This is a genomic window from Streptomyces sp. NPDC102360, assembly GCF_044766085.1.
Taxonomy (GTDB): Bacteria; Actinomycetota; Actinomycetes; order Streptomycetales; family Streptomycetaceae; genus Streptomyces.
Genome location: NZ_JBIWLG010000001.1, coordinates 1255219 through 1275751, shown reverse-complemented (window position 1 = coordinate 1275751; position 20533 = coordinate 1255219). Strand labels below are relative to the sequence as shown.

Below are 20533 nucleotides of genomic sequence, written 5' to 3'. Positions count from 1 at the left end.
GAGGTGTGCGCGGCCCTGGGGTGTCAGAGCACGAAGCCGTGCGGGAAGGGATCGCTCGGGTCGAGGAGGTAGTTGGCCGTGCCGGTGATCCACGCGCGACCGGAGAACTCCGGTACGACGCCGTCCAGTTGACCGACCTTCGCGTCGCCGACGAGCCGGCCGGTGAACCGCGTCCCGATGAACGATTCGTTCACGAACTCGGTGTGCAGCGGGAGTTCGCCGCGTGCGTGCAGCTGCGCCATCCGGGCCGAGGTGCCGGTGCCGCACGGCGAGCGGTCGAACCAGCCGGGCTGGATCGCCATGGCGTTGCGCGAGTGCCGGGCGGTGGAGTCGGGGGCGAGGAACTGCACGTGCTTGCAGCCGCCGATGACCGGGTCCAGCGGATGCCGCGGCCGGTTGTGCTCGTTGATGGCGTCGGAGATGGCGAGTCCGGCCTTGAGGATGTCGTCCTTGCGGGCCCGGTCGAAGGGCAGACCGAGCTGATCCAGCTCGGTGATCGCGTAGAAGTTCCCGCCGTACGCCATGTCATAGCGCACTTCCCCGTACCCGGGCACCTTCACGGTGGCATCCAGTTCCAGCGCGAAGGCATCCACATTGCGCAGGGTGACCTGCTCGGCGACACCATCGCGTACGGCGACGCGCGCCTCGACGAGCCCGGCGGGCGTGTCGAGCCTGACGACGGTCTCAGGCTCGCTCACCTCCACCATCCCGGTCTCCACGAGCACGGTGGCGACGCCGATGGTGCCGTGCCCGCACATCGGCAGGAAGCCGCTGACCTCGATGTACAGGACACCCCAGTCCGCGTCCGGGCGGGTCGGCGGCTGCAGGATGGCGCCGCTCATCGCGGCGTGTCCGCGCGGTTCGTCGACGAGGAACCGGCGAAGCTCGTCGAGGTGTTCCAGTGCGTACGTACGCCGCTCGGCCATGGTGTCACCGGGGATGGGGCCCACTCCGCCGGTGACGACACGGGTGGGCATGCCCTCGGTGTGCGAGTCGACGGCACTCAGTGTGCGGACGGACCGCATCAGAGGGCCCCCTGCTTCTCGGACGTGCTCTCCAGCGAGGCGATCGCACGGGCCATGTCGGCCTCGACCTGCTCGCGCATCTCGGGCAGCAGCGCACCGCGCGGCGGCCTGCAGGGCCCGCCGAACCGGCCGACCTGCTCCATCCCCAACTTGATGGCCTGCACGAACTCGGTGCGCGAGTCCCAGCGGAAGGCGGCGACCAGCGGCTCGTACAGCGCCCGCGCCTCCTCCAGCTTGCCCGCGAGCGCCAAGTCGTAGAGCCGCGCGGACTCGGCGGGAAACACGTTCGGGAACCCGGCGAACCACCCGGTGGCCCCCATCAGCAGACTTTCGAGCACCACATCATCAGCCCCACTGATGATTTCAAGATCAGGCGCCTTCTCCTTGATCTCCAGCACCCGCCGCACGTCACCGGAGAACTCCTTCACGGCGACGATGTTGTCGATCTGCGCGATCTCGGCGAGCAGATCCGGCGTGAGGTCCACCTTCGTGTCGAAGGGATTGTTGTAGACCATCACCGGCAGGCCGACGGAGGCCACAGCTTCGAAGTGGTCAATGACATCACGCGAGTTGGCCCGGTACAGGGTTGGCGGCAGGCACAGCACACCGTCGGCCCCGTCCTCGGCCGCGACCTCGGCCCAGTGCTTCGCCTGGTGGGACCCGACGCCGTGCACACCGACCACCACGACACCGTCGTCCCCGACGGCCTCCATCGCCGTACAGGCCACCTTCCGCCGCTCCTCATCCGTCAGGGACGAGTACTCACCGAGGGACCCGTTCGGGCCGACGCCACGGCAGCCGTTGTCGATGAGCCATCGGCAGTGCTCGGCGTAACGGTCGTAGTCGACGGCGAGCCCGGCGGGGGCGGTGGCGTCCTCGTAATAGGGCAGGGCGGTGGCGACGACGACGCCACCGAGACCGATGGAGCCCTTCTTCTGCTGCTTCTTGCCGCTCATGAACTGCTCTCCTCTGTAAGGGAGTTGCTGGGGGACGTGGCAGTGGTTTCGGGGGCTCCGGCCAGATCGCCGAGCCGGATCGGACGGGCGATGGGCCGCCGGTGTTCGCTGGCCGGAGGCAGACCCGCGACGTCACGGTCGCCCTCGTCGGGCCCGCGCAGACGAGCACCGATCTCGGCGACGGTGGGTCCGCACATCCGCGCCTGACAGGGCCCGAGCCCTGCTCGCGTGGCGAGCTTGGCGGCGCGCGGAGCGGCGGTGGCCTCGTCGGTGGCGGCGCGGCACACGGTGGCGTAGTCCGTCTCCTCGCACCGGCACACCACGGTCTCGGGCCGCAGCCACCCGGACCAGCCCGCCCCGATGGGATGCGCACGGGCAAGGCGGGCGGCGAAGGCGCGGCCCTGGTCACGGTTGGTCCGCAGCCTGCGTACGGTGACGGTGTTCCGGTCGCCACCCGCGGCGAGCCACCCGGCGAGCGCGCCTTCCACGCGGGCGGCGGGCGCGCCGGCGATGCCTGTGATCTCCCCGGCCGCGTACACGCCGGGGCAGGTGGTGCGCTGGTCGCCGTCGACCTCGACGAACTCGCCCGCCGGGGTGGCGCGCAGCGCACACCCCGCGGCGAGCGGCAGCTCCAGTTGCGGACTGAACCCGTGCGAGACGCACACGGCATCCACGGCAACGGTGCGCTCGCTGCCGGGCACGACCGACCAGTCGGCACGCAGCCGAGCGGTGACGACCTCCTCCACACACCCGTCGCCCCGCGCCTCGACGACCGTACGTCCGGTGCGGTACGGGACCCGGTGCCGCGCCAACAGTGCGCTGTACTCGGCGAGTTCCGAGGCCTTCCCGGCCTGCGCGGCCAGCTCCCAAGGGCGCCGACCCCAGCCACGGGCAAGGGTTGCCGGGGTGCTCGCCTCCAGCACCTCCCGCACCCGCGCCCCGGCCTCGATCAGCGACGCGGCCACCGGCAGCAGGAACGGCCCGCTCCCGGCCACGACCACCTGGTCGCCGACCACCACCCGCTCCCCCTTCGCCAGCGCCTGCGCCGCGCCCGCGGTGTACACGCCGGGCAACTCCCAGCCGGGGAAGGGCAGTACACGGTCATGAGCGCCGACCGCGAGCACCAGCGCGTCGGGGTCGAGCGTGTGCCGGTCCCGGCCGCCGCCGTCGACCGGGCCGCGCAGCACGTGCACACGCGGCGGTCCCGGCTCCGCCGGATCGGGGCGCTCCAGGGCCCACACGGCGGTTTCGGACCACCAGGCGCAGCGCGCATGGGCGAGGACCCGGCGGCGGCGTTCGTCGAAGGCGCGCCAGCCGTGGTGGAGGCGCTCGGGCCGGTCGGCGGCGTAGGCCTCGGGGAGCATCCGGTGGTACTGGCCGCCGGGCTGCTCGGCCTCGTCGATCAGGGTGACCCGCGCGCCCGCGCCGAGCGCGGCATCCGCGGCGGCGAGCCCGGCCGGCCCCGCGCCTACGACCACTACGTGGCGTGTCATGTGGCCTCCGTGGGGGTGAGGTTGGGGGCTGGGGTGAGGGTGGCGGTTCGGGGACTGTGACGTGAAATGCCCATCCAGTCGTCGTTCTGCGTCACAGTCCCTCCTCGGCCCCGGCCCCGGCCCCGGCTTCGCGTGTCTGCGTACGCACCTCGTCCCCGTCCCGCGCCCGCCTGCGGCACGCGCGGACGTCGCGTTCGGGGCCGACCGTGACCAGGCAGTCGAAGCAGGCGCCGATGCCGCAGAAGACACCACGGGGCGCGCCCGTGCGCCCGGTGCGCCAGGAGCGGCGGCCGGAGGCGAGCAGGATGCCCGCGATGGACTGGCCCTCGATCCCGGCGACGGGCTCCCCGTCGACGGTGATCGTGAGCGGTGTCTCGCTGCGCCCGACGGAGTCGTGCGCCGCCGGTATGCGTCGTGGGCTCATGCCGCCCTGCCTTTCTCCGTGCGTCCCAGGACGGCGGGCCGGTCCACCCGGAACGGTGTCGCGTCGATCTCGGTCGGCCGGTCCAGGAGCAGGTCCCGCACGAGGCGTGCGGTGCCGACGGACAGGCCGATGCCCGCGCCTTCGTGGCCGCCCACGTGCCAGAGCCCGGCGAGGCGCGGGTCGGGCCCGATGACGGGCAAGTGGTCGGGTACGTAGGGGCGGAAGCCGCCGTAGGCTCGCATCACCGACACGTCCGCGAGGGACGGGAAGAGGCGCAGCGCCTTGGCGGCGATCGCGGAAAGGGCGTCGGGGCGGAGCCGGTCGTCGAAGCCGACGCGGCGGCGGGACGAGCCGATGAGGACGCTGCCCGCGCGGGTGGATTCGACGACGGCGGAGGTCTGCAGGTCCTCGGCGCTGCTGCCGACGGCGCCCACGTAGTCGGCGTCGTAGACCTTGTGGAAGACGGTGGGCGGGAGGGGTGTGGTGACGAGGACGTCGCCGCGGCGGGGGCGTACGTCGATGGGGGCGCCGAGGCGGGTGGACAGTTCACCCGACCAGGGGCCCGCCGCGTTGATGAAGATGTCCGCCTCGATGAGCTCGCCGGCCGAAGTGCGGACGGCGGTGAGGCGGTCGGCGCGGGTGACCGCGCCGTGTATCTCGCGGTGGGTGCGCAGGGTCGCTCCTGCGCGTAGGGCATCGGAGAGGAGGGCGGCCGCCGCGCCGGCGGGCTGGACCTGGGCATCGTCGGGGTAGTGGAACGCCGCTGTGTGCTCGCGGGTGACGTACGGCTCGGCGGCGGCGAGGGAGGCGGCGTCCAGGGGCTCGGCCCTTACCCCTGCCGCGCGTTGGGATGCGGCGAACTTGGCGAGTTCGCGGGCGCCGTCGTCGGTGGTGGCGACGACGATGCCGCCCTTGGGGTCCCATTCCGTCAAGTCGCGCACATCGGGGGCGTGTTCCGATATTTCGTCGACGATCTGTGGCCACAGGCGACCGGACAGTTGCGCCAACTCCAGCTCGGGGCCGGGGCCCTTGTCGGATACGAGGATGTTGCCCTCGCCGTGCGCGGTGGTCGCGGCGGCCGGGCGGCCGCGGTCGACGACCGTGGTGGCGCAGCCCGCGAGGGCCAACTCCCGCGCACAGGCGGCTCCGACGATTCCGGCCCCGAGAATGACCGCCCGCGTTCCGTACATCGAACCGCCTCCGTTCGCTTCATCGAACAGCTCGGAGGCTAGGACGGCCCTTCAGCGGGTGTCAACGGGTTCGGGAGGGGTGATCAAAAAATACTTGTAGCCATCACTCGTTCTCGGGTGCGGACTCGGGGTCGGTGGTGCCCGGCTTCGGGTGCGGGATCCCCAAGTGCGCGTGCTCGTGCGGTCGGTACTGGAGCAGCAGCACCGAGTGCACGTCGCCGTCGAGCGCCGTGTAGGAGTGCGGGAGCGTGGCGTCGAAGCCCACGTAGTCGCCGGGGCCGAGCTCGACCTCGTCGCCGTCCACGCGGACCTGGAGCCGGCCGGTCTGCACGATGGTGTGCTCGGTGCCGACGTGGCCCAGCGAGTCCTGCCTGCTGTCGGCCCGTACGACCTGGTCGTACACCTCGAGGACCAGGTCGCCGAAGTCCATCCGACGCAGCGGCCGCAGGTCGACGCCCGCGCCGCTGAGCACCTCGACCTCCTTGGCGCGCACGACGGTCAGGCCGCCCGGCGCCCGTGTCTCCAGGAGGTCGGAGACGGGCATCTCCAGGGCGCGCGAGAGACTGAACACCGTCTCGATGGTGGGGTTTCCTGTGCCCGATTCGAGCTGGGAGAGCGTCGCCTTGCCGATCTTGGAGCGCCGCGAGAGCTCCGAGATCGACAGGCCTCGCTGTGTCCTCGCACGGCGGAGATTGGCCGCCACCATGTCGCGGACCGACTCCTGAGGAACGTCCATAGCCTCTCCCTGACTCCCTTGACAGCGTTCGCTTTGACGAACACTATGCCGCACAACGCGTTTACTGACCCGAACGGTTCTCGTTCGTTTTCACGCTTGCGATTCATTCGGCGCAACAGCACCCAAGTACACGCCACTTGGAGGACTGAACGTGCGGCACCCCTCTGAACGTCTCCGCCCCCTTCCCGGCTCACAGGTCGCGATCGTCGGCGGTCTCCTCGCCGACTGGCAGCGCCGCAACCGCGAGGAGACTCTGCCGCACACGGTGGAGCAGCTCCGCGCGGCGGGCAATGTGGACAACCTCCGCAGGCTTCTGCCGGACGAGAGCGGGCCCCTCGCGTTCCGCGGGAAGTACCCGTTCCTCGACACCGACGTCCACAAGACGCTGGAGGGGCTCGTATACGAACTGGCGGGCACGAGCGGTGAGTTGGAGGGCACGCGCAGCGAGTTGGACGGCGCGGGTGGCGAGTTGGAGGGCCTCCTGCGTGAGTTCTACGAGGAGGTCGTCGCGCTTCTCGAGCGGGTGCAGGCTCCCGACGGGTACCTCAACTCCTACTACCAGGACCCCGACCAGGCCAAGGAGCCCTGGTCCGACCTCGCCTGGGGACACGAGCTCTACACCTTCGGCCACCTCGCCCAGGCCGCGATCGCCGCCCACAGGCGCCTCGGAGACCGGCGGCTGCTCGATGTCGTCGTGCGCTTCGCCGATCTCGTGGTGAAACGTTTCGGGCCTGGCGGCGAGGAGGCCGTCTGCGGGCATCCCGAGGTCGAGATGGCCCTGGTGGAGCTGTACCGGGAGACCGGCGACGAGGCCTACCTCACGCAGGCCCGGCTCTTCGTCGATCGGCGCGGGCAGGGGCGGCGCAGCGGGCTGCGGCACAGCGTCTTCCCGCCCTCGTACTTCCAGGACGAGGTGCCGCTGCGCGAACTGCCGTCGGTGACCGGGCACGCGGTGCGCATGGCGTATCTCGCGGCGGGCGCGGCGGACGTGGCACTGGAGACCGGCGACGACTCGCTGTTCGACGCGCTGACGCGGCTGTGGGCCGACATGACCGCCACGAAGCTGTACGTGACCGGGGGCCTGGGCAGCCGGCACTCCGACGAAGCGGTGGGCGACCGCTACGAGTTGCCCTCCGAGCGGTCCTACAGCGAGACCTGCGCGGCGATCGCCACCATGCAGTGGGGCTGGCGGATGTTCCTGGCCACCGGGGATGCCTGCTACCTCGACACGTTCGAGACCGTTCTCTACAACGCGTTCGCGGTCGGCCCCTCCGCCGACGGCCGCGCCTTCTTCTACGACAACCCGTTGCAGCGCCGCGCCGACCACGAGCAGCGCAGCGGCGCCGAGGCCGACGGGGAGCTGCTGCGCCGCCCCTGGTTCGGGTGCCCGTGCTGCCCGCCCAACATCGTGCGCTGGATGTCCCAGCTCGGCGAGCACCTCGCGGCCGAACGTGCCGACGAGCTCGTGATCGCGGGGTATGCCACGGCTCGGATCGACGGCCAGGAGCTGGCGGTCGACATGGTGACCCGGTATCCGTGGGACGGCGAGGTCCGCCTGACGGTCCGTGCGGCGCCGGAGCGGCCCTGCGCCCTCACCCTGCGCGTGCCCGGCTGGGCCGACGCGGGCGCCGTGCGGCTCACCGTCTGCGGGGAGGCCGTGGACCCCGGTGTGGCGGATGGCTGGGTGCGTGTGCGACGTGTCTGGCGGGACGGGGACGAGCTCGTGCTGCGGCTGCCGATGGACGTGCGTGCCCATGGTTCCCACCCCTATCTGGATGCGACGCGCGGTTCCATCGCCGTCGCCCGCGGTCCCCTCGTGTACTGCGTCGAACAGCAGGACTGCGGCGTCGACATCGACGACGTGACGCTCGACGTGGCACAGGTCGCGGCCGCCCGCCCCCGGACCGACTCGGACTTCGAGGGCGCCGTCGTCCTCGACGCGGAAGCGGGCGTCTCACTCCCTACGTCCGCCGAGCTGTATCCCGTGCTGACCGGCACCGACCCGTCCCGTACGGCCACCGCCGCCGCGAGCACCGGGCTCACCCTCGTCCCCTACTTCCTGTGGGGCAACCGCGAGGCGGCACCCATGCGGGTGTGGATCCGGCGCGCCTGACCGCCGGTCCTGCCCCTTCCTCTCCGCCTCCCCCTCGCCCCTCTTACCCTTCCCCCTCTCCAGAAGGCGTCATGAGAAAAGCCATAGCCCTGCCCGCCGCCGTCCTGTGCACCGCGCTCGCCCTCACGCTCTCCTCCTGCAAGGGCGGCGGCGCGTCCGCCGCCAAGGAGGCCGACCCCGGCGCAGCCGCCGCGACCGGTGGCACCGTGCACGTCCTGGCCAACGCCGACTTCTCCCATCTCGACCCGGCGCGCGGGTTCGACGGCGGCGTCAACAACTTCTATCGCCTCATCTATCGCACCCTCACCACCCAGGTGGCCGCCCCCGGCGCCAAGGGGACGAAGATCGTCGGTGACCTGGCCACCGACGCGGGCAAGCCGTCCGACGACAACAAGACGTGGACGTTCAAGCTGAAGTCCGGCACCGCCTTCCAGGACGGTTCCGGCATCACCAGCGAGGACGTCAAGTTCGGCGTCGAGCGCGCCTGGGACCCGGACGCGGGGATCGGTTCGCCGTACGCGAAGCAGTACATCAAGGCGCCGGCCGACTATAAGGGCCCGTACAAGTCGGGTGGCCTGTCGAGCATCGAGACGCCGGACGAGCACACCATCGTCTTCCACCTCAAGAAGGCGACGGCGCAGTTCGGTTACATCGCCGCACAGCCCACGTTCACACCGTTCCCGAAGGGCACCGGCACCAAGGCGGCCTTCGACCGTGAGCCCATCGCCTCCGGCCCGTACAAGCTGAAGAGTTATCAGCACGGCTCGAAGCTCGTCCTCGTACGCAACAAGGCGTGGAAGCGGTCGACGGACGAGGTGCGGGACGCGAAGCCGGACAGTTTCGTGTGGACCTTCGGTCTGGACCCGGCGACCATCGACGAACGTCTGATCGCCGGGCAGGGCGCCGACGCGAACGCCATCACCGGCACCGCCCAGCTCCAGCCCGCGAGTGTCTCCCGTATCCAGACCCCGCAGCTCAAGCAGCGCACCCTGTCGGGCATGACGGGATGCACCTCGTACATGAGCATCAACACGAGCAAGGGTCCGCTCAAGGATGTACGGGTCCGTCAAGCCATCGAGTACGCGGTCAACAAGCAGACAACTGTTGATGCGCACGGTGGATCGTCGCTGGCGACCGTCGCCACCTCCATCGAGCCGCCGGTCGTGCCGGGCCGCGACGCCACCGACATGTACCCGAGCAAGGGCGGCACCGGCGATGTGGGCAAGGCCCGCAAGCTCCTCGCCGCGGCGGGGCAGGCCAAGGGCTTCACGTTCACGCTCGACACCCGCGCGGCCGGTGTGGAGCAGGCCACGGCCGTCGCGGTGCAACAGGCCCTGAAGCGGGTCGGCATCAAGGTCAAGGTCAACACCATTGACACGTCAACGTTCTACGAGGTCATCGGTACACCCTCGCAACAGCACGACGGCGCGCTGACCGGCTGGTGCCCCGACTGGCCGGGCGGCAGCACCTTCCTGCCGCCGCTGTTCGACGGCCGCAACATCTCCGACAGCGGCAACCCGAACATCGCCATGCTCGACGACAAGAAGATCAACGACCGGATGGACGCGATCGAGGCGATGAGCGATCCGGACGCGCAGAACGCCGCGTACGGCAAGCTCGACGGGCAGATCATGAAGCTGGCGCCGATCGTGCCGCTGCACTACACCAAGGTCGTCTCCGTCACCGGCGACAACATCGCGGGCGCGTACTTGAGTCAGTCGTTCTCCGGCGGCGTCGACCTCGTCTCCGTCGGTCTCGCGGACCCGAAGAAGTAGCCCGCGATGTCGACTTCAGTCCTCCACGAGGCGCAGCCGGGCACAGCCGGCGCGCCGCCGGGCACCGAACTGCCCGGCTCCACCGGGCGCCGGGTGCTGCAAGCCCTGTCCCGTGATGTCGGGGCGGTGCTCAGCACCGCCTTCCTGCTCCTCATCGTCCTGATGGCACTGTTCGCCCCGCTGCTCACCATGATCACGGGGCACGGTCCCGACGCCTTCGACCGCGCGGCCGTCGACACCGACATCGGCGGACTGCCACGCGGTTCGTTCGGCGGGATCGGCGCCGAGCACTGGTTCGGCGTCGAGCCGCAGAACGGCCGCGACATCCTGGCGCGGATCGCCTACGGGGCCCGTACCTCGCTCCTGATCGCCGTCGCGGCCACGCTGATCACCACCGCGATCGGCACGGTGCTCGGGGTGCTCGCCGGGTTCCTGCGCGGCTGGGTGGACACGGTGATCTCCCGGCTCATGGACTTCCTGATGGCGTTCCCCGCGCTCATCTTCATGATCGCGATCCTGTCCGCGCTGCCGGGCAGCGGCCGGGCGCCGCTCCTTGTCGTCGTGCTCAGCGTGTTCGGCTGGCCGTATCTGGCGCGCGTGGTGCGCGGGCAGACGCTGGCGCTGGCCGAGCGGGAGTTCGTCGAGGCGGCCAGGGCGTCGGGCGCGGCCAAGTGGCCGCTGGTGTTCAAGGAGATCCTGCCGAATCTGCGCAACTCGATCCTGGTGATGGCGACGCTGTCGGTACCGGGCTATATCGGCACGGAGGCGGGCCTGTCCTTCCTCGGTGTCGGTGTCACTCCGCCGACGGCGTCCTGGGGGCAGATGATCGCGAGTTCGGTCTCCTGGTACCAGGTCGATCCCCTGTACTTCGCGATCCCCGGCTGCTTCCTGTTCGGCACGGTGCTCTCGCTGACCGTGCTGGGCGACCGGATCCGGCACGCCCTCGACGCCGGGGAGGCCGTCTGATGGCCCGTTACCTCGCCGGGCGTCTCGCCTGGGTGGCGCTCATCCTCGTAGCCGTCTGTGTCTTCACGTATCTCATCTTCTTCCAGCTCTCCCCCGACCCGGCCGTGATGATCTGCGGCAAGACCTGCACCGCCGAGCGGATCGAGACCATCAGGTCGTCCCTGGGCCTGAACCTGCCGTTCGCCACGCAGCTGTGGGACTTCCTCAGCGGCATCGTCGTCGGCCGCGACTACGGCAGCGGCGCCAACCTGGTGCACTGCCACGCCCCGTGCCTCGGCTACAGCTTCCAAAGCGGCCAGTCCGTCTGGGACATGGTGATCCAGCGCCTTCCCGTGAGCGCGACCGTCGCGGTCGGCGCGGCCGTGCTGTGGCTGCTCGCCGGGGTCGCCTGCGGTCTGCTGAGCGGCGTCAAAGAGGGCACCTGGTGGGACCGCGGTGCGATGAGCCTCGCGCTGGGCGGCTCCAGCATCCCCAACTACGTGCTGGCGCTCGCCCTGCAGTACGTGCTCGTGGTCAAACTGCGGATCCTGCCCTTCCCGGCGGCGGTCTCCTTCGGCGACGACCCGCAGATGTGGTTCGAGTCGTATCTGATGCCGTGGATCGTGCTCGCCACCGGATACGCCTGTCTCTACGCCCGGTTGACCCGCTCCAACGTCATCGACACGCTCTCCGAGAACTTCGTGCGCACCGCCCGTGCGAAGGGCCTGCGCCCGGCGCTGCTGATGCGCCGGCACGCGCTGCGCCCGGCGTTGACGCCCATCACCACGCTGTTCGGCATGGACTTCGCGGGGCTGCTCGGCGGGGCGATCATCACGGAGACCGTCTTCGGGCTCAACGGCGTCGGCAAGATGGCCTCCGACGCGATCGCCAAGAACGACCAGCCGGTCATCATGTCGGTCACGCTCCTCGCGGCCTTCTTCGTGGTGATCGGCAACCTCGTCGTCGACGTCCTGTACACCTTCCTGGACCCGCGCGTGAGGATCACCGCGTCATGATGACAACCGAGATACCGGACCAACGAAGCGCTACGGACGGCCTGTTGACGGTCGAGGGGCTGACCGTCACCTTCCCCACCGGGCGCGGGCCCGTCGACGTCGTCCGCGATCTGTCGTTCACCGTGGAGCGGGGCGAGACCCTCGGCATCGTCGGCGAGTCCGGCAGCGGCAAGTCCATGACCTCGCTCGCGGTGATGGGCCTGCTGCCGCGCGGCGCCCGCACCAGCGGCAGCGTCCGCCTCCAGGGCCGCGAGCTGCTCGGCCGCCCCGACCGGGAGCTGCGTCGGCTGCGCGGTGACGCGATGTCGATGGTGTTCCAGGACCCGCTGTCCTCGCTCAACCCCTACTACACGGTGGGTCTGCAGATCGCCGAGGCGTACCGAAGCCACCGCGGCGGCTCGCGGCGTGCGGCACGCAGACAGGCCGTCGAGGCGCTCGGCCAGGTCGGCATCCCGAGGCCCGCCGAGCGTGTGGACCACTTTCCGCATCAGTTCTCCGGCGGCCAGCGGCAGCGCGTCATGATCGCGATGGCGTTGGTGTGCGAGCCGGCGCTGCTGATCGCGGACGAGCCGACCACCGCGCTCGATGTCACCGTGCAGGACCAGATCCTCACGCTCCTGACCGAACTCCAGCAACAGACCAGCACCGGCATGCTGTTCATCACCCACGACCTGGCGGTGATCGCCAACCTGGCGGGCCGTGTGCTGGTGATGCGGGGCGGCGAGCAACTGGAGTACGCGACGACGGAGGACGTCTTCTGCACCCCCCAACACGCTTATACGCGCAAGCTGTTGGACGCGATCCCCCGCATCGACGACGAACTGGCCGAGCCCGGCGGCACGCTCGCCGACCTCACACCTCTCGGCGCGGCACAGGAGGACCCCCGGTGACCCCCGACCACTCCGGCTCCGGACCCGCGCCGCTGCTGCGCGCCCGCGGGCTGACCAAGACGTTCACCACGCGCGGCTCACTCGGCCGTACGTCCGTCACCACCGCGGTCGACGACGTGAGCCTCGACATCCACCCCGGCGAGACGCTCGCCGTGGTCGGCGAGTCCGGCAGCGGCAAGTCGACCACCGCGCGCCTGGTGGCCAAGCTGATGGAGCCCACGGCCGGAACCCTTCAGTTCGCGGGCGAGGACGTGACACACGCGAACGGCGCCGCGCTCGCCCGCTTCCGCGGCAACGTACAAGTGGTGTTCCAGGACCCGTTCTCCTCGCTCAACCCCCGGCACACCGTCGAACGCATCCTGACCGCCCCGCTCGACTACCAGCACCTGCCGGTCCCGGGCGGCCGCCGCGCCTTCACCCGCGAGCTCATGGAGCGCGTCGGCCTCGATCCGGATCACGCGCTGCGCTATCCCGCGCAGTTCTCCGGCGGGCAGGCGCAGCGGATCGGGATCGCCCGCGCCCTCGCGGTCGGACCGCGGCTGGTGATCTGCGACGAGGCGGTGTCCGCGCTCGACGTGTCGGTGCAGGCCCAGGTGATGAACCTGCTGCTGCGCCTGCAACGGGAGAACGGCTTCTCGTACCTGTTCATCGCCCATGATCTCGCCGTGGTCCGCCGGATCGCCCACCGCGTGGCGGTGATGCACCAGGGACGTATCGTCGAGTCCGGCCGCGCCGCGGACGTCTTCGACCGGCCGCGGGACGCGTACACCCGCACCTTGCTCGGGGCGATCCCGCGCATCAACCCGGAGTGGGACCGCCGCCGGCGTGCCGCTCCCCGGACCACCCAAGGAGTGGAGTCGGCATGACCGAGACGACCCCCGCCACCTCCGTGCCGAGGTCGAGCACCCCGGACCCCCGGATGCCGCGCCTGGCCGAGCTGCCCGGCTTCACCGCCTACATGGGCCAGGGCTGGGCCGAGGCCGACCGTACGCCGCCGACCGTGCCGGGCGTCGCGGAGGCGGCCGCCGCGCACCGTGCGCGCCTGAGTGCCGAGTTCGCCGGGCGGCCGCTCGTGGTCGCCGCCGGACGGGCCCCGGTACGCAGCAATGACACCGCGTACGACTTCCGGCCCGACAGCGACTTCTACTGGCTGACCGGTTGCGCGGTCGAGGGCGCAGTTCTGGTGCTGCGTCCCGCGCCGGGCGGTCACGACGCGGTGCTGTATCTGCCGCCGCCGGCCCGCCCCGGCGAGAGCGGCTTCTTCGCGGACGCGGCGCACGGCGAACTGTGGGTGGGCCCGGCCCCCGGTCTGGACGACTGGCGCGAGGCGCTGCGCGTGGAGACGGCGCCGCTGGGCGCCCTGGACGAAGCGCTCGTCGCGTGCACTCAGCAGGGCCCGCTGCTCACAGGACCGCTGGATGCCGACACGGCCCGCCGCCACGGCATCGCGGCCTCCCCCGACCTCGGCCGCACGCTCTCCGAGCTGCGCATGGTCAAGGACGCGTGGGAGATCGGTCAGCTGCGCGAGGCCGTGGACCGTACGGTCGAGGGTTTCGCGGCGGTGGTCCGCGAGTTCCCCGCGGCCGTGCGCGGCGGCGGCGAGCGCTGGCTCCAGGGCACCTTCGACCGCTACGCCCGCACGTACGGCAACGGTCCCGGCTACGCCACGATCGTGGGCAGCGGCCGCAACGCCGCGACCCTGCACTGGGTGCGCTGCGACGGGCCCGTGGCCGAGGACGCCGCGGTGCTCCTGGACATGGGCGTCGAGACCCGCAGCTACTACACGGCCGATGTCACCCGCACCTTCCCGGCCTCCGGCCGCTTCAGCTCCGCCCAGCGTTCCGTGCACGACCTGGTGGAGCGCGCGCACCGGGCCGGGCTCGACGCCGTGGGCCCGGGGCGGGACTGGGCCGACTTCCACACGGCGTCGATGGAGGTCGTGGCGCGCGGCCTGGACGACTGGGGTCTGCTGCCGGTCTCCGTGGACGAGGCGCTCTCCCCCAAGGGCCAGCACCACCGCCGCTATCTGGTGTGCGGCATCGGCCACCATCTCGGCCTCGACGTGCACGACTGCGCCCGCGCCGACTACGCGGCGTACCAGGGCGCCCGTATGACCCCCGGCATGGTGCTCACGGTCGAGCCGGGCCTGTACTTCCACGCCCATGACCTGACGGTGCCGCCGGAGCTGCGGGGCATCGGGGCGCGTATCGAGGACGACATCCTGGTGACCGAGTCCGGTTCGGAGGTGCTGTCGGCGGAACTGCCGCTGGACGCGGCCGGGTTGGAGCGTTGGATGGCGGCGTAAGCGGGCCACCCCTCGTTTATATGTCTCATATATCGAACACCGATTACCGGTGAGTGAGACACGTGAAAGGGTTGCGATCCTCGTACCGTCCGACCGGTACGAGGGTCGCCGGCGTTCGAGCGCCGGTGGACGCACACCGCAACACCCCTGGGATTGACCCGAAGATGTCCGCTTCTGCCACCGGCCCGGCCCCTGCCACGTCCGCCGCGCCGTCACCCGCCTCCGGCCCGAATCCGGCCGCGCCGGTCAACCCGCGCTCGCGGGTCCTGATCGCCAGCCTCATCGGGACGACGATCGAGTTCTACGACTTCTACGTCTACGCGACCGCCGCCGTACTCGTCTTCCCCGCACTGTTCTTCCCGAGCAGCGACCCGACCACCGCGCTTTTGTCGTCGTTCGCCGTGTTCGGCGCGGCGATGGTGGCCCGGCCGATCGGTGCGGCCTTCTTCGGGCACCTCGGTGACCGGCTCGGCCGCAAGAAGACGCTGGTCGTCTCGCTGCTCACGATGGGCATCGCCACCTTCCTGATCGGCGTGCTGCCGACGTACGGGTCGATCGGCTGGTCCGCCACGGCGCTCCTGGTACTGATGCGGCTCGCGCAGGGCTTCGCGCTCGGCGGCGAGTGGAGCGGCGCGGCGCTGGTCGCCACCGAGAACGCGCCTCCGGGCAAGCGGGCGCTGTGGGGCACGTTCCCGCAGCTGGGCGCGCCGCTCGGGTTCATCGTCGGCAACGGCCTCTTCCTGCTCATCGCCGCCCTCCTGCCGTCCGCGGCGGGCGCCGACCCCTCGCAGCCGTCGCAGGCGTTCCTGTCGTGGGGCTGGCGGATCCCGTTCCTGTTCTCGGCCGTGATGGTCGCGATCGGCCTGTGGGTGCGGATGCGCCTGGTCGAGGCGGAGGTCTTCACCAAGACGCAGGAGACCAAGCAGGTCCGCAAGCTGCCGCTGGCGACGGTGTTCCGGCACCACTGGAAGCAGCTGATCCTCGGCACCTTCGCGATGCTGGCGACGTACGTGCTCTTCTACCTGATGACGACGTTCTCGCTGAGCTACGGCCGCACCGCGAAGAGCGCCGCCGTGCCCGGCCTCGGCTACAGCTACACGACCTTCGTGCTGATGCTGATCTTCGGCGTGGTCTTCTTCGCCGCGTTCACGCTCATCTCCGGCCCGCTTGCCGACAAGTACGGCCGCCGCAAGACGCTGGCCTGGATCACCGCGGGCATCTTCGTGTTCGGCCTGGTGTGGGTGCCACTGATCGGCCTCGGCACGCTCGGCGTGGTGCTGTGGCTGGTCCTCGGCTTCACGCTGATGGGCCTGACCTTCGGCCCGATGGGCGCGCTGCTCCCGGAGATGTTCCCGACGTCCGTGCGCTACACGGGCTCCGGCATCTCGTACAACGTCAGTTCCGTGCTCGGCGCGGCCGTCGCCCCGTTCATCGCGGTGGCGCTGTGGGACGCGGGCGACGGCTCTCCGTGGCTGGTCGGCGTCTACCTGTCGGCGATGGCCGTCCTCACCCTCGTCGCGCTGCTGTGCAGCAAGGAGACGAAGAACGTGGACCTGGGGGCACTGGAGGCGGGCGAGAGCCCAGCGTAGCCACCGTCTGCGTACAAGCCCGGACCGCCCGATCGTGGGCGGCCCGGGCTTTCGCGTGTCACGACGCGGCCCTGGGCGGCCACACCCCCGCCACCAGCACGCCCTCCGCATACGCCCGCGCCACCAGTTCCGTACGGTTCGACGCGCCCCAGCGGCGCGACAGTTGGCGCAGGTGGTAGGTGACGCCGTCCGTCGTCAGGCCGGTCTCGCGGGCCGCGCGGGCCGTGGTGGCGCCCGCGGCCAGCAGGGCCAGGATCCGCGCCTCCTGCGGGTGCGGCCGCGTGGCCGGTGGCGGCGTCCGGTCGGGCACGGCCGCCGCGTCGAAGACCCGTACGGTCACCAGCAGGTCGGGCACGCGGTGCGCGGTCTCGCTCACCGTGTCGACGATCAACTCGCCCCGGCGCCGCACCCCGTCGCCGCCGAGCCAGTCCACCACCACCGTGTAGCGCGAGCGGCGGCGCGCCTTCTGCGCCCGGGCGATCCGGTCGACCTGCGCCTCATCGACCGGTGCGAACAGGTCGAGGATCGGGCGGCCCTTCAGACGGCCCGCGGTGGTGCCCCACTCCAGGGCGAACGCGGCGTTCACCAGCCGTACGGTGCCGTGCGGATCGCACACCGCGACCGGCATCGGGATCCGGTCGAACAGCACCATCGCGCGATTGCGCCACACCACCGCATCCCCGGTGTCCACCGTCGCCTCCCGCGGTCCGTACGTATCGCCTCGCGGCAATGCCATGGACGGCGCCCCGGCACAAGTCCGATACACCGTCAGCCACTACACAATCATGTAGTGAACCGGCCCTGACCAGCAGGGTGAGCGGATCAAGCTGGAAGCCGCAGGCTCTCCTTCCGTGAAAGGCCCCCCACCATGCCGGTCTCCCCCACACCCGACGACAGCGCCTACGCCGCCGCAGGGGTACCCGTCGTCGACGTCACCGCCACCGGACTCGGCCCCGGACCGCTGCAGCAGATCATGGGCCTGATGCGGGAACACGGTCCGCAGCTGGTGCGGCGGATGCACGGCCGGGACGCCCTGTTCGTCTCCGACCTCGGCCTCGTCACCGAACTCGCCGACGAGACCCGCTTCGCCAAGAGCATCGGGCCCGCGCTGCGCAACGTCCGCGAGTTCGCCGCCGACGGCCTGTTCACCGCTTACAACGACGAGCCGAACTGGGCGCGCGCCCACGACATCCTGATGCCGGCCTTCGCGCTCGGCTCCATGCGTACGTACCACCCGGTGATGTACAAGGTCGCGCGCCGCCTCGTCGAGTCCTGGGACGTGGCCGCCGGTGACGGCAGCCCGGTCGACGTGCCCGGCGACATGACCCGGATGACGCTCGACACCATCGGGCTCGCCGGGTTCGGCTACGACTTCGCGTCCTTCGACAGCAGCGAGCCGCACCCCTTCGTCGAGGCGATGGTGCGCTGCCTGGAGTGGAGCATGAAGCGCCTGGCGCGGGTGCCCGGCGGCGACTACGAGGCCGCGGACGCGGCGTTCCGCGCCGACGCCGACTATCTCGCGCAGGTCGTGGACGACGTGATCAGCGCGCGCGTCGAGAGCGGCGAGCGGCACACCGACGACCTGCTCGGCCTGATGCTGACGGCCGAGCACCCTCAGGACGGCTCCACCCTGGACACCGCCAACATCCGCAACCAGGTCATCACGTTCCTGATCGCCGGGCACGAGACGACGTCGGGCGCCATGTCCTTCGCGCTGTACTACCTCGCCAAGAACCCGGCCGTCCTCGATCTCGTACGCCGCGAGGTGGACGCCCTGTGGGGTGACACCACGGACCCGGAGCCGGACTTCGACGAGATCGGCCGGCTCACGTACACCCGGCAGGTGCTCAACGAGGCGCTGCGCCTGTGGCCGACGGCCGCCGCGTTCAGCCGGGAGGCCCGCGAGGACACACTGCTCGGCGGCCGCATCCCGCTGCGCGCCGGGCAGGGTGTGACCGTGCTGGCGCCGATGCTGCACCGGGAGCCGGTGTGGGGCGACAACCCGGAGCGCTTCGACCCGAACCGGTTCACGCCGGAGGCGGAGGCGGCGCGTTCCCCGCACGCCTTCAAGCCCTTCGGCACCGGTGAACGGGCCTGCATCGGGAGGCAGTTCGCACTGCACGAAGCGACGATGCTGCTCGCGATGCTCGTGCACCGCTACCGCCTGGTCGACCACGCCGACTACGAGCTGACGGTGAAGGAGACCCTCACCCTGAAGCCGGACGGCTTCACCCTCACCCTCGCGCCGCGCACCCCGGCCGACCGTGTCCACGCACCGCTGCCCGGCGCGTCCGCCGCGACCGAACGGCCCGGCACGCACAACGACACACTGCCGGCCCGCGTACTCCCCGGCACCCGCGCCCTATTCCTGCACGGCAGCAACTACGGCACCTGCGCCGGGCTCGCCGCCCAGCTCGCCGACGAGGCCGCCGCGCTCGGCTGCGAGAGCGAGGTCGCCCCGCTGGACACGTACGCGGACGGGCTTCCGACGGACCGGCCCGTGGTGATCGTCGCCGCGTCCTACAACGGCCGGCCCACCGACGACGCCGGACAGTTCGCCGCCCGGCTGCTCGACTCCGGCACACCCACCGAGGGTGTCACGTACGCCGTGCTCGGCGTCGGCGACCGCAACTGGGCCGCCACCTACCAGCACTTCCCCACCCGGATCGACGAGCGCCTGGCCGCGCTCGGCGCCGAGCGGCTGTGCGAGCGGGCCGCCGCCGACGCCTCCGGCGACCTCGGCGGCACCGTCCGCACCTTCACTACGGACCTGCGCACCGCGTTCCTTGAGCGGTACGGCGACCCGGAGGCCACCGCCGCGAACGCCCCCGCCGGGCCCACCACTCCGTACGAGATCCGCGAGATCGCCGGAGGGCCGCTGGACACGGCGGCGGCCCGGCACGGGCTCGTTCCGCTCACCGTCACCGAGGCGCGCGACCTCACGGCGCCCGGCCATCCCCGCGTGAAGCGGTTCGTGCGGCTCGCGCTGCCCGATGGTGTGTCGTACCGGACGGGCGACCACCTTGCCGTCCTGCCCGCGCACGAGGACGGGCTCGTCGACCGCGCGCTGAAGGTCCTCGGTCTCGACCCGGACACGCTGCTCGACATCCGTGACGCCCGCCCGCGCCGCGCCGCCCTGCCCCTCGACCGGCCGGTGACCGTCCGCGAACTCCTCACGCACTACGTCGAGTTGCAGCACCGTCCCGGCCCCGACGAGGTGGCCGCGCTCGCCGCCGCCAACCCCTGCCCGCCGGAGGCAGCCGCGCTGCGGGAGCTGCCCGCCGACGACCCCCGCACCTTCCTGGAGCTGGTCGAGGACCACCCGGCGCTGCGCGACGTCCTCGGCTGGGACCTGCTGCTCGGGCTGCTGCCGCCGCTGCGCCCGCGCCACTACTCCGTCTCCTCCAGCCCGGTCCAACTCCCCGGCCACGTGGACCTGATGGTGTCCGTGCTCGACGCACCCGCGGCCTCCGGCACCGGCCGCTACCGGGGCACGGGCTCGCACCACCTGGCGTCCCTTCGCCCCGGCGACACCGTCCTCGGCCGGATCCAGCCGTGCCGCGACGCCTTCCGCATCGGGCCGGACACCACCGAGCCGGTCATCATGATCGCCGCGGGAACCGGCCTGGCCCCGTTCCGCGGAGTGGTCGCCGACCGGGCGGCACAGCACACCCAACTGCCGTCCGCTCTCCTCTACTTCGGCTGCGACCACCCCGAACGGGACTTCATGCACGCCGAGGAACTCCGCGCCGCCGACACTTCGGGAGCGGTCTCGCTCCGCCCCGTCTTCAGCGACGCCCCGGTGGACGGCCACGCCTTCGTCCAGCACCGCATCGCCGCCGAGGCCGCCGAGATCGGCCGCCTCCTCGACGCGGGGGCGCGGGTGTACGTGTGCGGGGACGGCGCCCGCATGGCGCCCGGCGTGCGCGCCGCGTTCCGCGCACTGCACCGCGGCCGCACACCGGACACCGACGAGGCCGCCGCGGAGCAGTGGCTCACCACGCTGATGGCGGAGGGCCGTTACGTGGAGGACGTGTACGGGGGCTGAGCGTTCACGTCCTCCCGGGGGCGGCCGC

General features: G+C 71.3%; 16 protein-coding genes. 9 read left to right on the top strand and 7 right to left on the bottom strand.

Annotation, left to right across the window (positions count from 1 at the left end):
* Positions 1–23: 23 nt before the first annotated feature.
* The 6 genes from ACIRHA_RS05785 to ACIRHA_RS05760 all read right to left on the bottom strand — a co-directional run bounded on the left by ACIRHA_RS05785 (position 24) and on the right by ACIRHA_RS05760 (position 5824).
* Positions 24–1025: a proline racemase family protein gene (locus ACIRHA_RS05785; protein ID WP_403840275.1), complete on the bottom strand. Its 1002-nt coding sequence runs from the start codon at positions 1023–1025 to the stop codon at positions 24–26.
* Entirely contained in the window at positions 1025–1981 is a 957-nt protein-coding gene (locus ACIRHA_RS05780; protein WP_403840272.1) for a dihydrodipicolinate synthase family protein, read from the bottom strand. Before ACIRHA_RS05780 ends, ACIRHA_RS05785 begins: the two co-directional genes overlap by 1 nt.
* Positions 1978–3474, bottom strand: a complete 1497-nt coding sequence (locus ACIRHA_RS05775) for an FAD-dependent oxidoreductase (protein ID WP_403840270.1) — start codon at positions 3472–3474, stop codon at positions 1978–1980. The genes ACIRHA_RS05780 and ACIRHA_RS05775 overlap by 4 nt, the downstream gene beginning before the upstream one ends.
* A gap of 91 nt (positions 3475–3565) precedes the next feature.
* Positions 3566–3898 (bottom strand): (2Fe-2S)-binding protein, encoded by a 333-nt coding sequence (locus tag ACIRHA_RS05770; protein ID WP_403840268.1) that lies wholly within the window; start codon positions 3896–3898, stop codon positions 3566–3568.
* Positions 3895–5088: an NAD(P)/FAD-dependent oxidoreductase gene (locus ACIRHA_RS05765; RefSeq protein WP_403840266.1), complete on the bottom strand. Its 1194-nt coding sequence runs from the start codon at positions 5086–5088 to the stop codon at positions 3895–3897. Before ACIRHA_RS05765 ends, ACIRHA_RS05770 begins: the two co-directional genes overlap by 4 nt.
* A gap of 103 nt (positions 5089–5191) precedes the next feature.
* A complete protein-coding gene (locus ACIRHA_RS05760) occupies positions 5192–5824 on the bottom strand; it encodes a helix-turn-helix domain-containing protein (protein WP_403840264.1) in 633 nt (210 codons plus the stop codon).
* A 151-nt stretch (positions 5825–5975) separates the two neighbouring features.
* Between ACIRHA_RS05760 and ACIRHA_RS05755 the strand changes: the two genes are divergently transcribed.
* The 8 genes from ACIRHA_RS05755 (at position 5976) to ACIRHA_RS05720 (ending at position 16457) form a co-directional block, all read left to right on the top strand.
* Positions 5976–7937, top strand: a complete 1962-nt coding sequence (locus ACIRHA_RS05755; RefSeq protein WP_403840261.1) for a glycoside hydrolase family 127 protein — start codon at positions 5976–5978, stop codon at positions 7935–7937.
* 71 nt (positions 7938–8008) lie between these two features.
* Positions 8009–9712, top strand: coding sequence for an ABC transporter substrate-binding protein (locus ACIRHA_RS05750; RefSeq protein WP_403840259.1), 1704 nt, complete (start codon positions 8009–8011; stop codon positions 9710–9712).
* 6 nt (positions 9713–9718) lie between these two features.
* Positions 9719–10678: an ABC transporter permease gene (locus ACIRHA_RS05745; RefSeq protein ID WP_403840256.1), complete on the top strand. Its 960-nt coding sequence runs from the start codon at positions 9719–9721 to the stop codon at positions 10676–10678.
* Positions 10678–11673, top strand: a complete 996-nt coding sequence (locus ACIRHA_RS05740; RefSeq protein ID WP_403840254.1) for an ABC transporter permease — start codon at positions 10678–10680, stop codon at positions 11671–11673. Before ACIRHA_RS05745 ends, ACIRHA_RS05740 begins: the two co-directional genes overlap by 1 nt.
* Complete coding sequence (locus ACIRHA_RS05735) at positions 11670–12563, top strand: ABC transporter ATP-binding protein (RefSeq protein WP_403840252.1); 894 nt, start codon at positions 11670–11672, stop codon at positions 12561–12563. The genes ACIRHA_RS05740 and ACIRHA_RS05735 overlap by 4 nt, the downstream gene beginning before the upstream one ends.
* Positions 12560–13429 (top strand): ATP-binding cassette domain-containing protein, encoded by an 870-nt coding sequence (locus tag ACIRHA_RS05730; RefSeq protein WP_403840250.1) that lies wholly within the window; start codon positions 12560–12562, stop codon positions 13427–13429. The genes ACIRHA_RS05735 and ACIRHA_RS05730 overlap by 4 nt, the downstream gene beginning before the upstream one ends.
* Positions 13426–14868, top strand: a complete 1443-nt coding sequence (locus tag ACIRHA_RS05725; RefSeq protein WP_403840248.1) for an aminopeptidase P family protein — start codon at positions 13426–13428, stop codon at positions 14866–14868. Before ACIRHA_RS05730 ends, ACIRHA_RS05725 begins: the two co-directional genes overlap by 4 nt.
* 164 nt (positions 14869–15032) lie before the next feature.
* Complete coding sequence (locus ACIRHA_RS05720; protein WP_403840246.1) at positions 15033–16457, top strand: MFS transporter; 1425 nt, start codon at positions 15033–15035, stop codon at positions 16455–16457.
* A gap of 58 nt (positions 16458–16515) precedes the next feature.
* Here the strand turns inward: ACIRHA_RS05720 and ACIRHA_RS05715 are convergent, their stop codons facing one another.
* Positions 16516–17193 carry a PAS domain-containing protein gene (locus tag ACIRHA_RS05715; RefSeq protein WP_403840244.1) on the bottom strand — a complete coding sequence of 226 codons (678 nt, stop codon included), beginning with the start codon at positions 17191–17193 and terminating at the stop codon, positions 16516–16518.
* A 132-nt stretch (positions 17194–17325) separates the two neighbouring features.
* On the opposite strand from ACIRHA_RS05715, the gene ACIRHA_RS05710 reads away from it, so the two are divergent.
* Positions 17326–20505: a cytochrome P450 gene (locus ACIRHA_RS05710; protein WP_403840242.1), complete on the top strand. Its 3180-nt coding sequence runs from the start codon at positions 17326–17328 to the stop codon at positions 20503–20505.
* The last annotated feature ends 28 nt before the right edge of the window (positions 20506–20533 follow it).